The organism is Halobacillus sp. (genome assembly GCF_049282395.1).
Classification (GTDB): Bacteria; Bacillota; Bacilli; order Bacillales; family Halobacillaceae; genus Halobacillus.
Genome location: NZ_JBAPTY010000397.1, coordinates 1 through 12393 on the forward strand (window position 1 = coordinate 1; position 12393 = coordinate 12393).

A 12393-nucleotide genomic window follows, 5' to 3' on the forward strand; every position below is an offset into this window, starting at 1 on the left:
ATGTAAGAATGAATAAGTGTAAAGGGGGCGAAGTTAGACTTCGTCGACCGCACTCACACTTCTTTTCATGTAAAAGGGAGAGGGCTAACCTTTCCCTTTTTTACCATTCAGAGAGAAAAAGAGAAAGGCGGTTCGTGGATGCAGATCATCCGGAAAATTCCCGTGAAGCAAGTCTTAACTGAATCCAGCCGTGAACTCTTAAGAGAGCGATTTGAAAAGCAATCCAGTCAATTGGATCAGGAATGCCGCCAATTAGCTTTTGAACAAAAAAAGCTTGAGCGAAAGCCTGGAATGTCAAAAGTAGAAGTAGAAAAACGCTTTTCTAAGGAGATTAGTCGTAGGAAAGATCAAATGCGGTGGATTACCGAGCAGCTTTCCCAGCTTTCCATTCTTCCTGACCATAGTGAATTGGAAACAGATGAAGTGGAAGCTATACTTACAATAGAAGAAGGCGATGACTGGAAAACGGCCGTGACTGAGCAGCAGATTATCATTAAAGATGGAAAAGTTATACGAGCGAGGTAATAAAATTCATGGAAAATCAAATGTTTAATGTAGGGAAAATAATAAATACACACGGCATTAAAGGTGAAGTGAAGGTTCATCGTATCACAGACTTCGATGAACGTTTCCAGCCTGGTCAGCTTTTGTATTGGGTAAATGATACGAGTGAACCTGTTTCTCTTGTGGTACGTTCCCACCGTATCCATAAGGGGTATGACCTGATTGCTTTTGAAGAACATCCATCCATCAATGATGTAGAGGGTTACAAGAATGGTATGCTGATGGTCTCTGAAGAGGAGCAGGCAGAACTTGAGGAGCACGAATTCTATTTTCGTGAAATAATCGGATGCATGGTTTATCTCGAATCTGGTGAAGAGATAGGCCGTGTGAAAGAAATACTTACTCCCGGAGCTAACGATGTGTGGGTGGTTGAAAGGGCCAACAATTCCGATCTCCTTCTTCCATATATTGAGCCCATCGTCAAAAGAGTGGATCCGTCCCAACAAAAAATCATCATTGATCCAATAGAGGGGCTGCTGGACTGATGCATATTGATATACTAACTTTGTTTCCTGAAATGTTCGAGGGTGTATTAAATACGTCGATTATGAAACGGGCACAGGATCGAGAAGCTTTTTCCTACCAATATGTTAATTTTCGTGAGTTTACAGTTAATAAGCATAATAAAGTCGATGATTATCCTTATGGAGGCGGAGCAGGTCTGGTATTGACTCCCCAGCCAATTTTCGATGCAGTAAACCATATTAAAGCTAATGTCTCTAATAAACCGCGTGTTATTCTAATGTGCCCTCAAGGTGAACCCTTTTCACAAAAAAAGGCTGAAGAATTATCTGAAGAAGAACATCTTGTATTCATTTGCGGTCATTATGAAGGGTATGATGAGCGGATCCGGAAAGAGCTTGTAACGGATGAGATATCTCTTGGGGACTACGTATTGACCGGGGGAGAGCTTGGAGCAATGGTCGTAATGGATTCCGTAGTCCGCTTGCTTCCAGGAGTTCTTGGAAATGAGCAGTCTGCTCCGGAGGATTCTTTTTCGAACGGCTTACTCGAACATCCTCACTATACACGACCGGCTGATTTTAGAGGTGAGAAGGTCCCGGAAGTACTACTTTCAGGAAACCATGCTAAAATTGATGAATGGCGTCACTACCAATCGCTTAGAAGAACGTATGAAAGACGTCCAGATTTGTTAACGAACAGGAAACTATCCGAAAAAGAACAAAAATGGATTAATGAATGGAAAAATTGTTGATGATTGTTGAAGTTTAACAGCTTGTATGGTATATTATACGTTGTGCTTAAACGTTCGGTTTAAGTGGAAAACGATGTTCCGCTGTCTCTTAGAGGGCAAGAGCATTAGTTAAAAAGGAGTGAAATACGATGCAACAACTTATTCATGACATTACAAAAGAACAGCTTCGTACGGATCACCCGAACTTCCGTCCAGGTGACACGGTTAAAGTGCACGTGAAGGTAGTAGAGGGAAGCCGTGAGCGTATTCAGGTATTCGAAGGTGTTGTTATTAAACGTCAGAATGGCGGGATCAGCGAAACATTTACCGTTCGTAAGATTACTTACGGCGTAGGCGTTGAGCGTACATTCCCAGTACATTCTCCACGAGTTGCTAAGATCGAGCGTTCTCGTCGTGGTAAAGTACGTCAAGCACGTCTTTACTATCTACGTAACCTGCGCGGAAAAGCAGCCCGTATTAAAGAAATTATCTGATTTTAGTAGAAAGGAGCTTGCATTTGCCAAGCTCCTTTTTTCTAATCTTTCTAAGGGAGCGGGGATGGATGAAAAAGCAATGGTTTGAGTGGGTTAAAGCTTTTGCCATAGCAGCTATTTTAGCGGTTATTGTACGTGTTTTTCTACTAGCTCCAGTCGTGGTGGAAGGGCCGTCCATGCTGAACACTCTTCATAGTGATGACCATTTAATCGTAAGTAAGATTAATTATACTCTGGGGAACCCTGAGAGGTTTGATGTAGTAGTTTTTCACGCTACTGAAAAAAAAGACTATATTAAAAGAGTCATTGGCCTTCCGGGAGATACGGTTCGGTACAGTAATGACCAGTTATACATAAATGGTGAAGCATTCGAAGAACCTTATTTAGAGGAGCTTAAAAACCAACTGCCAGAAGGGGAAGAATTGACCAGGGACTTTTCAATTGATCAATTGCCGGGGAGTTATGAAGAAGTTCCGGAGGGTGAGCTGTTAGTATTGGGTGATAACCGTAACAACTCAACAGACAGTCGAATGCTTGGTACGATTCCTAAAGAGCAAGTAGTAGGCGAAGCCGTCTTTTTATACTGGCCTTTGAATCGCATCAAATTCATGAATTAGGAGTGATAGCGTGACGATACAATGGTACCCGGGACACATGGCTAAAGCGAAAAGGGAAGCATCAGAAAATTTAAAACTAGTTGATTTTGTTATTGAACTGGTTGACGCGCGTGCTCCTCTTTCTTCGCAGAATCCCATGCTTCAAGGAATATTGGGAGACAAGCCTAAAATGATGGTCCTTATGAAAAAAGACTTGGCAGATCCCAAGCTAACTAAAGAATGGCTGGAGCATTTCAAAGAAAATGGTTTTCCTTCCATTGCGATTGAAGCAAACAATAAACAGGATATTCAAGCCGTTATCAACCTTGGGAAAAGCATTGGTAATGAAAAAATTGAAAAATTAAAAGCTAAAGGAGTCCGCCCTAGGGCTTCCAGAGCTATGATCCTGGGCATCCCTAACGTAGGGAAGTCTACCTTGATCAATCGACTGGCAAATAAAAGCATTGCAAAAACTGGGGATAAACCTGGAGTGACGAAGAAACAGCAATGGATCAAAGTCAAAAATGAATTTGATCTGTTGGACACACCTGGGATTTTGTGGCCCAAGTTTGAAGAAGAAGAAGTAGGCTACCGTCTTGCTTCGATTGGAACGATTAAGGATCAAATATTGCCTACGGAAGATGTGGCTGCCTATGTTCTGGATTATTTACAAGCTTATTATCCTTCAATGCTTGAAGAACGTTATGGCTTCGAAGGCTATGATGATATCATGACGGCATTTGAATCGATCGGAAAAAAGAGAGGATGTCTGGAAAGCGGAGGCCGTATTAATTTCGATAAGGTTTCAGATGTGATTCTACAGGATCTACGAAATGGAAAGCTTGGTCTTATCAGTTTTGAACGTCCAGAATAAACGGAACGTAAACGCAACGTGAGAAGACTCACATTGCGTTTTTTTTCATTATAAAGCGAACGAACTTGTCCGATAAAGAAAATAGCGGAGGTTTTACATACGATGACTGTCAGGACGATTGCTCAAATCAAAAAAGAATTAGCAGACGAAAGTGTAAAGCAAGAAGATCTGGATTTACTGCGTAGCGATAAGCGCAAAGGCGTACAAAAATTACTTGAACAATATGATAAGAGACAGGCTCAGAAGCGAGAATATAAACACCAATTTGAACAGATGAAGTCTTTTGAGTACTCCTGCAGAGAAAAAGGGTCTCATATAATAGCAGGGATTGATGAAGCTGGCCGAGGTCCGCTTGCGGGTCCAGTCGTAGCAGCTGCCGTCATCCTGCCAGAGGATTACTATTTGGAAGGACTTTATGACTCCAAAAAAATTCCGCTTGCTAAGCGTGAAGAGTTTTTTCGGTGCATAAAAGCCCATGCAGATTGTGGAATAGGAATTGTCTCTAACGAAGAAATTGATCAGCATAACATCTATCAAGCTACAAAATTAGCTATGAAAAGGGCGGTTATGGATCTTAACCAAGTACCAGAACATCTCCTCATTGATGCGATGTATTTAGAGGAAACAGAAGTTCCTCAGACTTATTTAGTTAAAGGCGATCAGCGTAGTGTATCGATCGCAGCAGCCAGTATTATCGCAAAAGTAACGCGAGACAGGATTATGTCTGAGTGGCACGACAACTATCCTATGTACCATTTTCGGTCCAACCAGGGGTATGGAACTAAAGAACATTTAGAAGCTTTAAAAGCATACGGAGTGTCTCCGCTGCATCGAAAAAGCTTCGCTCCTGTCAAAGAGAACAGCTGAATATAAGGAGGGACACCAGCAATGAATTTGATTTCAAGCCTGAGCAAATTAGTTCAACAACCAGATGTGCGGGCTTTCCCCAAGACAGGTCAGGTAATAAACGGAAAGATTCTTGAACTCCTTCCACAGAATCGTGCGGTTGTTCAATTGGGCTCTCAACAAGTGAAAGCCCAATTGGAAGCTTCTCTTACAAAAGGAAAATCTTATTTATTTAAGGTTGGCTCAACAGATCAAAAAATTCAGTTGAAAGTAATCACCCAGTTAGGCGAGAGCCAAGGGAACTCGACGGTAAATAAGCTGTTGAACGAGCTTGGAATTAAACCTACGAAAGAAAACCGTCTGCTTACTTCTCAGCTTATAAAGAAAAGCATACCTTTCCAAGGCTCTGATCTTAAGCAGGCGGCTGCTTTATATCAACGTGAAGATGACAAAAAAGCTGCTCGTGAGATTTTAAAACAGATGCTTCAAAAACAGCTTCCGATTAAAACTTCCGTATATCATGCTTTACATACTAAAAGGATGGATAGTTTAACTCAAATCATGAAGCAAGTGCATATAGAGGCTTCTAATACTAAAACAAATGGAGACAGGGCGGTTGTGTCTCTTTTAGAATCTTTAAAGGGAGAGGGCGTTTCTGTGTCTTTGAGGGAGTCATCTGTTGTAAAACTGATGACAGAAGTGAATATTAACAGCCAGAACTCTTTTCAATTATTTAAGAAAGCCGGGATTCTTGATTCCAAGGCCTCTTACACCTCTTTTCAAAATACCTGGACAGAATGGGCAGGAGCTCATAGGAAAGGTGACGCAATTCCCTCTTCAACTTATTTAGCTAGCCTTTCTAAAAAGTCAGCACCTCCATTCCCGATGGCTATGGAAAAGCTGGCTGACAGGCTGAAGCAGCTTTTTCATCAGCAGCTTCGGCTGGAATCCCCTGAACAAAAGTCTTTACATCGTGTTATGAACCAAGTTGAAAAAGTCTTGGTAAAGGATATACCATCTGGAAATGATTCTCTCCCCAGTAAGCAAAAGACGTTTGGAGCCAGCCAGTCCGTAACTGAAGATGTTCAATTTTTGAAAGAACGCGAAGTCTTAACAAAAATAAGCAGCCTTTTCACCAATGAAAAAAATCAAAAACTTTTACAAGATTTCCTGCGCGCCGTCCCCACTTTGTTCGCTGAAGATGGTTCAACGGAGAAACAGGTCATTAGAGAAGGTTTGTCTGTTTTAAAGGAATGGCAATCCAGGCAGCTGCCTCCAATTCTTCGCCAAACCCTGACCGAATGGATTGGAAGATCGGCTGCTGAACTTTCAACCCTATCAGAGAAAGAAGCTATTTTTGTTAAAATGAAAACCATGCTTGACCTGACAGGCCTGCAAGAAGAGTCTATTGTAAAATCTACGTCAGCAAAAGAAAAAGCCACTACTCAAGAAAGTTCGCTGAAAACCTTGCTGCTCTCAAGTCTTCAGGATACAAGCAGCACCATTCGTCCGGAATCAGCTAAAAGAATGATTCAGATGTTAAATGGAATGCAACTGACAGCACAGCAGGAAACGAACCAGAGTTTGCAGATGTCGTTACAGTTTCCAGGAAACATAATCGGCTCAGAAAACGACGTTTATTTAGATATGGAAGGTAGAAAAACGAAAGAAGGTACCATTGATCCTGATTATTGTCACATTGTGTTCTTTTTAGACTTGGGTAACTTTAAAGAAACAATAATTAACTTAAACATAGTTTCCGGACGGGTAGGAGTAACAGTATTTAATCACGATTCATCAATAGAACTACCCATGGAAACGCATAAAGCTGCCCTTAAAAGCGGACTTGAGGACATGGGGTATGAATTGACTTCCCTCAATATTAAGGATATGAACCAAGAGGTACACACGTCCAGTAAAGACAACGCTCTACCTGAATACAAGGAAGGAATTGATCTTCGAATATGAAAGATAAGCGGAAAGAAGCAATTGCTCTTAGTTATCAATCGGATAACGAAGCGGCTCCAAAGGTTGTAGCAAAAGGTGCAGGCTATATAGCGGAAAATATAATGGAGAAAGCGAAAGACCATCAAGTACCCATTCAGGAAGACTCAACGTTAGTTGAACTGCTATCAGAATTAAATATTAACGAACAGCTTCCGGAAGAATTGTATCACGTGGTAGCAGAGGTTTTCGCTTTTATCTATAAGGCAGATAAGGATTATAAAGCTTAATAAAATCAGGCTATATCAAAAAAATGAATATTTCTTCATTTGGTTTACATAATAATTTATTAGTTAATTTGATGAATTTTTCGACAGATATCTGCCTTTGTGTGGACAATTGATAGCGTTTTTTTATACAATGTACATGCAGTGAAATTTGATGGGAGGATGAAACATGAACATTCACGAGTATCAAGGTAAAGAAATAATGCGCGAATTTGGCGTTTCTGTGCCAAATGGCCATGTAGCTTATACCGTAGATGAGGCTGTTGAAGCAGCTCAGAAACTAGGCAGCGATGTAACCGTTGTAAAAGCACAAATCCATGCAGGCGGCAGAGGTAAAGCCGGTGGAGTAAAAATTGCTAAAAATCTTGATGATGTGCGTACATACGCTGAAGAAATTCTTGGTAAGACGCTTGTGACCCATCAGACTGGGCCGGAAGGTAAAGAAGTAAAGCGCTTACTGATTGAGGAAGGCTGCGACATTCAAAGCGAATATTATGTAGGCTTAGTGCTCGACCGTGCCACAAGTAAAATCACGATGATGGCTTCTGAAGAAGGCGGCACAGAAATCGAAGAAGTTGCGGAAAAAACACCTGAAAGAATCTTTAAAGAAGTTATTGACCCTGTGACAGGCCTAACACCTTTCCAGGCTCGCAGATTAGCATTTAATATTAACATTCCTAAAGAAGCTTTAGGCAAAGCAGTTAAATTTATGCTTGGCCTTTACGATGTTTTTGTTAAAAAAGATTGCTCAGTTGCCGAGATCAATCCGCTCGTTACTACCGGTGACGGTGAAGTACTGGCGCTTGATTCTAAACTGAATTTTGATGACAATGCATTGTTCCGTCAAAAAGATGTGGCCGAGCTACGTGATCTTGAAGAAGAAGATCCAAAAGAAGTAGAAGCTTCCAAGTATGACTTGAGCTACATTGCACTTGATGGAAACATTGGCTGTATGGTTAACGGAGCAGGTCTTGCGATGGCTACGATGGATACGATTAAGCACTATAAAGGCGATCCGGCTAACTTCCTTGATGTTGGGGGCGGTGCCACCACTGAAAAAGTGACGGAAGCATTTAAAATCATCTTGTCTGATGAGAATGTAAAAGGTATTTACGTGAACATTTTCGGCGGCATTATGAAGTGTGATGTTATTGCTGAAGGTGTTGTTGAAGCGACCAAACAAATCGGGTTGACCCTTCCTCTTGTAGTCCGTTTGGAAGGTACGAACGTTGAACAAGGTAAGAAAATTCTGGATGAATCCGGATTAAATATTACTTCTGCAGACTCCATGGCGGAAGGCGCTCAAAAAATCGTAGAATTAGTAAAGTAAAGAAAGGCGGGGAAATCAGATGAGTGTATATATTAACAAAGATACAAAAGTTATTGTACAAGGGATTACAGGCTCTACCGCTTTGTTCCACACAAAACAGATGGTGGAGTATGGCACCCAGATCGTCGGCGGAGTAACACCTGGTAAAGGTGGCACAGAAGTTGAAGGTATTCCTGTTTTTAATACAGTAGCTGAAGCTGTAGAAAAAACAGGGGCTAATGCTTCTGTTATTTATGTGCCAGCTCCATTTGCCGCAGATGCGATTATGGAAGCGACAGATGCTGAGATGGATCTGGCGATCTGCATCACAGAGCACATTCCGGTCTTAGATATGATTAAAGTGAAACGATTTATGGAAGGTAAGAAAACGCGTCTTGTAGGACCTAACTGTCCTGGAGTAATTACTCCTGATGAGTGTAAAATCGGTATTATGCCTGGTTATATCCATAATAAAGGTCATGTGGGTGTGGTCTCTCGTTCAGGAACCCTTACCTACGAAGCAGTTCATCAACTTTCTGAAGCTGGAATCGGACAGTCTACAGCGGTTGGGATCGGTGGAGATCCTGTGAACGGAACAGATTTTATCGATGTACTGAAAGCTTTCAATGAAGATGATGATACAGAAGCGGTTATCATGATCGGTGAAATTGGAGGCACTGCTGAAGAAGAGGCAGCTGAATGGGTTAAAGAAAATATGAACAAACCAGTGGTTGGCTTTATCGGTGGACGCACTGCTCCTCCAGGAAAACGTATGGGCCATGCCGGTGCGATTATTTCTGGTGGAAAAGGAACAGCAGACGAGAAAATCCGTGTGATGAATGAATGTGGTATCCAAGTAGCAGAAACACCTTCTGTTATGGGAGATACTTTGATTAATGTTCTTAAAGATCAAGGTCTACTGGAGAAGTGTAAAACAGTTTAAACAGATTGGTTTCTTCATAAACGAATGCGGTAACACGGGAATATTTAAAAATTCTGCTCGTGTGCCCTTTTATCAACTGAGAAACCATAATTGAAGTGGAATTTATTAAGAACCGTGTCTTTAAAGGCACGGTTCTATTATATGAAAAGAGGTTTGGTATGCAATCAGTAAAAGAAAACTTAATACGTCTCCATCACTCCCCTCAAGTAACAAGGCCTCTCCTTAGAAAGATGTTTCAGATCGATCCTCAGCTTCAATTCCCTTTTACATCTACACCCGAACAAATTTCCCGCCTATTATCAATTCCGCTGCCTAGAGCGACATCTATTTTCCATCATATTCATGACACTAATATAATGAGGAAACTCGACAATCATCTACAAAAATATGAATGCGTTACGTTAATGGATGACTTGTATCCGACTTTGTTAAAGGCTATTCCAGACTCTCCGTTTGTACTTTATATGACTGGTAATACCCAACTTTTAACGAATCCATTAGCTTTGAGCGTCGTTGGGACACGTACCCCCTCCTCTTACTCTCTACCAGCTATGAAATCAATTCTTATTCCCTTGATTCATTTAGGTTTTACATTAGTTAGTGGGATGGCGAAAGGAATTGACCAATATGCTCACCATCTCGCCAGCCGTAATAATGGAACGACAATTGCCGTGCTTGGTTCTGGTTTTGATCATATCTATCCCACTAATGACATAGCTTTGTATCAATACTTATCTGAAAAGCAACTGGTAATCAGTGAATACCCTCCAGATCGAAAGGCTGAAAAATACCATTTTCCAGAACGCAACAGGATTATATCAGGGTTGACAGGGGCAACATTTGTAGTAGAGGCACGCTTAAGAAGTGGCTCCCTTATTACAGTAGATCAGGCTTTGGAGCAAGGAAGAGACGTATACGCTATGCCCGGTCTTGCAGGTAAGGCTACAAGTGAGGGCTGTCATAAAATGATTAATCAAGGGGCTAAGCTTGTACACAGTTACAAAGATATTCTTGAAGAGTGGTTAGAAAAAATTTGAAAAATAGGAATTAAAGGTGTTACATTCAAGGTCAGTTGATAGTATTTTTTCTAATACGAGGGAAAGGTATGTTTGACAAACGGTTTCATTGTATTTAATAATAGGGAAGATTTAAGTTATGTAATGATGATAGAGAAAACACCTCTATGGGAGGAACCGATATGGCAGATTATCTTGTAATCGTCGAATCACCTGCGAAAGCAAAAACGATCGAACGATACTTAGGAAAGAAATATAAAGTCAAAGCATCCCTCGGGCATGTGCGTGATTTGCCCAAAAGTCAGATGGGTGTAGATGTTGACAACGAATTTGAACCCAAATATATAACCATACGCGGGAAAGGACCTGTGTTAAAGGATTTAAAAACTGCAGCCAAGAAAGCTAAAAAAGTATATCTCGCTGCCGACCCTGATAGAGAGGGGGAGGCTATTGCCTGGCATTTAGCTCATAGTCTGGATATAGATGAATCGTCTGAATGCAGAGTGGTATTTAACGAAATTACGAAGGAAGCTATTAAAGATTCTTTCAAACAGCCTCGGACTATTGATTCTCATCTAGTGGACGCCCAGCAGGCTCGACGGATATTAGATCGTCTTGTGGGGTATAACATCAGTCCTATTCTATGGAAAAAAGTAAAGAAAGGCCTAAGTGCCGGCCGTGTTCAATCAGTAGCGCTTAAAATAATTGTGGATCGTGAGAATGAAATAAAAAAATTCGTCCCTGAAGAATATTGGACGATTGAAGCGGATTTCTTAAAGGATAAAGAGAAATTCGAAGGTTCATTTTATGGTGTCGATGGGAAAAAACAGGATTTAAAAAACGAAGAGGACGTCAAAGCAATTCAACAGCGCTTGTCAGGAAAAGATTTCTCTGTAGAAAAGGTAAATAAAAGAGAGAGAAAGCGTAATCCTTCTTTACCATTCACCACTTCATCCCTCCAACAGGAAGCCGCCCGTAAGCTGAATTTCCGGGCGAAAAAGACGATGATGATTGCACAGCAGCTATACGAGGGAATTGATCTAGGTGGGAAACAAGGTACCACTGGTTTAATCACTTATATGCGTACCGATTCCACACGCTTATCCAATTCCGCGAAAGATGATGCTAAACAATATATTGAAAGTAACTTCGGAAGTGAGTACCTGGGTAATAATAAAACTGCCAAGAAACAAGAAGGCGCGCAGGATGCCCATGAAGCTATACGTCCAACAGGAGCTGATCGAGACCCGAAGGCCATGAAGAGTGTTCTTTCAAGAGATCAGTACCGCTTGTATAAATTGGTGTGGGACCGCTTTGTTTCCAGTCAAATGGCACCAGCTGTGCTCGATACCATGACCGTTCACTTGTATAACCAAGGAATCGAGTTCCGTGCTACAGGTTCTGAAGTGAAGTTCAAAGGGTTTATGAAAGTGTATATTGAAGGCAGAGATGATAATAAAAAAGAAAAAGATAAACTGCTTCCTCATCTAGAAGAAGGAATGACTGTGAAAGCTGAAGAGATCACACCCAACCAGCACTTCACTCAACCACCTCCAAGGTACACGGAAGCTCGACTGGTTAAAACCCTGGAAGAACTAGGAATTGGGCGTCCATCAACGTACGCTCCAACACTCGATACCATCCAGCGCCGTGGATATGTAGCATTGGATAACAAACGTTTCGTACCTACTGAGCTAGGAGAAATTGTTCTTGAACAACTAATTGAATACTTTCCTGAAATCATTGACCTCGATTTCACTAAAGAAATGGAAGACGACTTAGATGCAATTGAAGTAGGGAAAGAAGACTGGGTATCCATCATCGGTGACTTTTACAAAGATTTCCAACCCCGTTTGGAAAAAGCTGAAAAAGAGATGGAAGAGATAGAAATTAAAGATGAACCGGCAGGAATTGACTGCGAGAATTGCGGCCATGAGATGGTTTATAAGATGGGCCGTTATGGAAAATTTCTAGCCTGTTCGAACTTCCCTGAATGCCGCAATACGAAACCGATTCTTAAAAAGATCGATGTCACATGTCCGAAGTGTCAAAAAGGGGACGTTGTCGAAAGGAAGAGCAAGAAAAACCGTAAGTTCTACGGCTGTGACCGTTATCCGGAATGTGAGTTCATCTCCTGGGATAAACCAATCAGCAGGCCGTGTCCTAAATGTGAGTCTCTGCTTGTTGAGAAGCGGGCTAAAAAAGGTACTCAAATTACATGTACCAATTGTGACTATAAAGAAGAACCACAATCATAGCCTGTGGTTATAAAAGGGAGAGTCTATGACTATTATAATAGTTATAGGCTCTTTTCATTTTTTCGCT

The 12393-nt window shown here is 41.3% G+C and carries 13 protein-coding genes; all 13 read left to right on the forward strand.

What is annotated here, in order from left to right; genetic code table 11:
- Positions 1-138: 138 nt before the first annotated feature.
- The 13 genes from WAM07_RS16660 (at position 139) to topA (ending at position 12326) form a co-directional block, all read left to right on the forward strand.
- The gene (locus WAM07_RS16660) at positions 139-525 is read left to right on the forward strand and encodes a YlqD family protein (protein WP_422168535.1); all 387 of its coding nucleotides are present in this window, start codon (positions 139-141) and stop codon (positions 523-525) included.
- Positions 526-533: 8 nt separating this feature from the next.
- Positions 534-1049, forward strand: coding sequence for a ribosome maturation factor RimM (gene rimM / locus WAM07_RS16665; RefSeq protein WP_422168536.1), 516 nt, complete (start codon positions 534-536; stop codon positions 1047-1049).
- Positions 1049-1780 carry a tRNA (guanosine(37)-N1)-methyltransferase TrmD gene (trmD, locus tag WAM07_RS16670; protein ID WP_422168537.1) on the forward strand — a complete coding sequence of 244 codons (732 nt, stop codon included), beginning with the start codon at positions 1049-1051 and terminating at the stop codon, positions 1778-1780. Before rimM ends, trmD begins: the two co-directional genes overlap by 1 nt.
- A 128-nt stretch (positions 1781-1908) precedes the next feature.
- Positions 1909-2253, forward strand: coding sequence for a 50S ribosomal protein L19 (gene rplS, locus WAM07_RS16675; protein WP_014643254.1), 345 nt, complete (start codon positions 1909-1911; stop codon positions 2251-2253).
- 68 nt (positions 2254-2321) lie between these two features.
- The gene (lepB, locus tag WAM07_RS16680) at positions 2322-2870 is read left to right on the forward strand and encodes a signal peptidase I (RefSeq protein ID WP_422168538.1); all 549 of its coding nucleotides are present in this window, start codon (positions 2322-2324) and stop codon (positions 2868-2870) included.
- 10 nt (positions 2871-2880) lie between these two features.
- On the forward strand, positions 2881-3723 hold the full coding sequence (ylqF, locus tag WAM07_RS16685) for a ribosome biogenesis GTPase YlqF (RefSeq protein WP_422168539.1): 843 nt from the start codon (positions 2881-2883) through the stop codon (positions 3721-3723).
- 102 nt (positions 3724-3825) lie between these two features.
- Complete coding sequence (locus WAM07_RS16690; RefSeq protein ID WP_422168540.1) at positions 3826-4590, forward strand: ribonuclease HII; 765 nt, start codon at positions 3826-3828, stop codon at positions 4588-4590.
- Positions 4591-4611: 21 nt separating this feature from the next.
- Positions 4612-6537: a hypothetical protein gene (locus WAM07_RS16695; RefSeq protein ID WP_422168541.1), complete on the forward strand. Its 1926-nt coding sequence runs from the start codon at positions 4612-4614 to the stop codon at positions 6535-6537.
- Complete coding sequence (locus tag WAM07_RS16700) at positions 6534-6803, forward strand: EscU/YscU/HrcU family type III secretion system export apparatus switch protein (RefSeq protein WP_422168542.1); 270 nt, start codon at positions 6534-6536, stop codon at positions 6801-6803. Before WAM07_RS16695 ends, WAM07_RS16700 begins: the two co-directional genes overlap by 4 nt.
- Before the next feature lie 166 nt (positions 6804-6969).
- A complete protein-coding gene (gene sucC / locus WAM07_RS16705; RefSeq protein WP_422168543.1) occupies positions 6970-8130 on the forward strand; it encodes an ADP-forming succinate--CoA ligase subunit beta in 1161 nt (386 codons plus the stop codon).
- A 19-nt stretch (positions 8131-8149) separates the two neighbouring features.
- Positions 8150-9052, forward strand: a complete 903-nt coding sequence (gene sucD, locus WAM07_RS16710; protein ID WP_014643261.1) for a succinate--CoA ligase subunit alpha — start codon at positions 8150-8152, stop codon at positions 9050-9052.
- Between the two features lie 158 nt (positions 9053-9210).
- Complete coding sequence (gene dprA / locus WAM07_RS16715) at positions 9211-10089, forward strand: DNA-processing protein DprA (RefSeq protein WP_422168544.1); 879 nt, start codon at positions 9211-9213, stop codon at positions 10087-10089.
- A gap of 161 nt (positions 10090-10250) precedes the next feature.
- Positions 10251-12326: a type I DNA topoisomerase gene (gene topA / locus WAM07_RS16720; RefSeq protein WP_422168545.1), complete on the forward strand. Its 2076-nt coding sequence runs from the start codon at positions 10251-10253 to the stop codon at positions 12324-12326.
- The last annotated feature ends 67 nt before the right edge of the window (positions 12327-12393 follow it).

Coding starts and splice junctions, on each gene's coding strand:
- topA (WP_422168545.1), top strand. CDS start 10,251: ATGGCAGATTATCTTGTAATCGTCGAATCACCTGCGAAAGCAAAAACG.
- WAM07_RS16690 (WP_422168540.1), top strand. CDS start 3,826: ATGACTGTCAGGACGATTGCTCAAATCAAAAAAGAATTAGCAGACGAA.
- WAM07_RS16695 (WP_422168541.1), top strand. CDS start 4,612: ATGAATTTGATTTCAAGCCTGAGCAAATTAGTTCAACAACCAGATGTG.
- sucC (WP_422168543.1), top strand. CDS start 6,970: ATGAACATTCACGAGTATCAAGGTAAAGAAATAATGCGCGAATTTGGC.
- rimM (WP_422168536.1), top strand. CDS start 534: ATGGAAAATCAAATGTTTAATGTAGGGAAAATAATAAATACACACGGC.
- WAM07_RS16660 (WP_422168535.1), top strand. CDS start 139: ATGCAGATCATCCGGAAAATTCCCGTGAAGCAAGTCTTAACTGAATCC.
- sucD (WP_014643261.1), top strand. CDS start 8,150: ATGAGTGTATATATTAACAAAGATACAAAAGTTATTGTACAAGGGATT.
- dprA (WP_422168544.1), top strand. CDS start 9,211: ATGCAATCAGTAAAAGAAAACTTAATACGTCTCCATCACTCCCCTCAA.
- rplS (WP_014643254.1), top strand. CDS start 1,909: ATGCAACAACTTATTCATGACATTACAAAAGAACAGCTTCGTACGGAT.
- lepB (WP_422168538.1), top strand. CDS start 2,322: ATGAAAAAGCAATGGTTTGAGTGGGTTAAAGCTTTTGCCATAGCAGCT.
- trmD (WP_422168537.1), top strand. CDS start 1,049: ATGCATATTGATATACTAACTTTGTTTCCTGAAATGTTCGAGGGTGTA.
- WAM07_RS16700 (WP_422168542.1), top strand. CDS start 6,534: ATGAAAGATAAGCGGAAAGAAGCAATTGCTCTTAGTTATCAATCGGAT.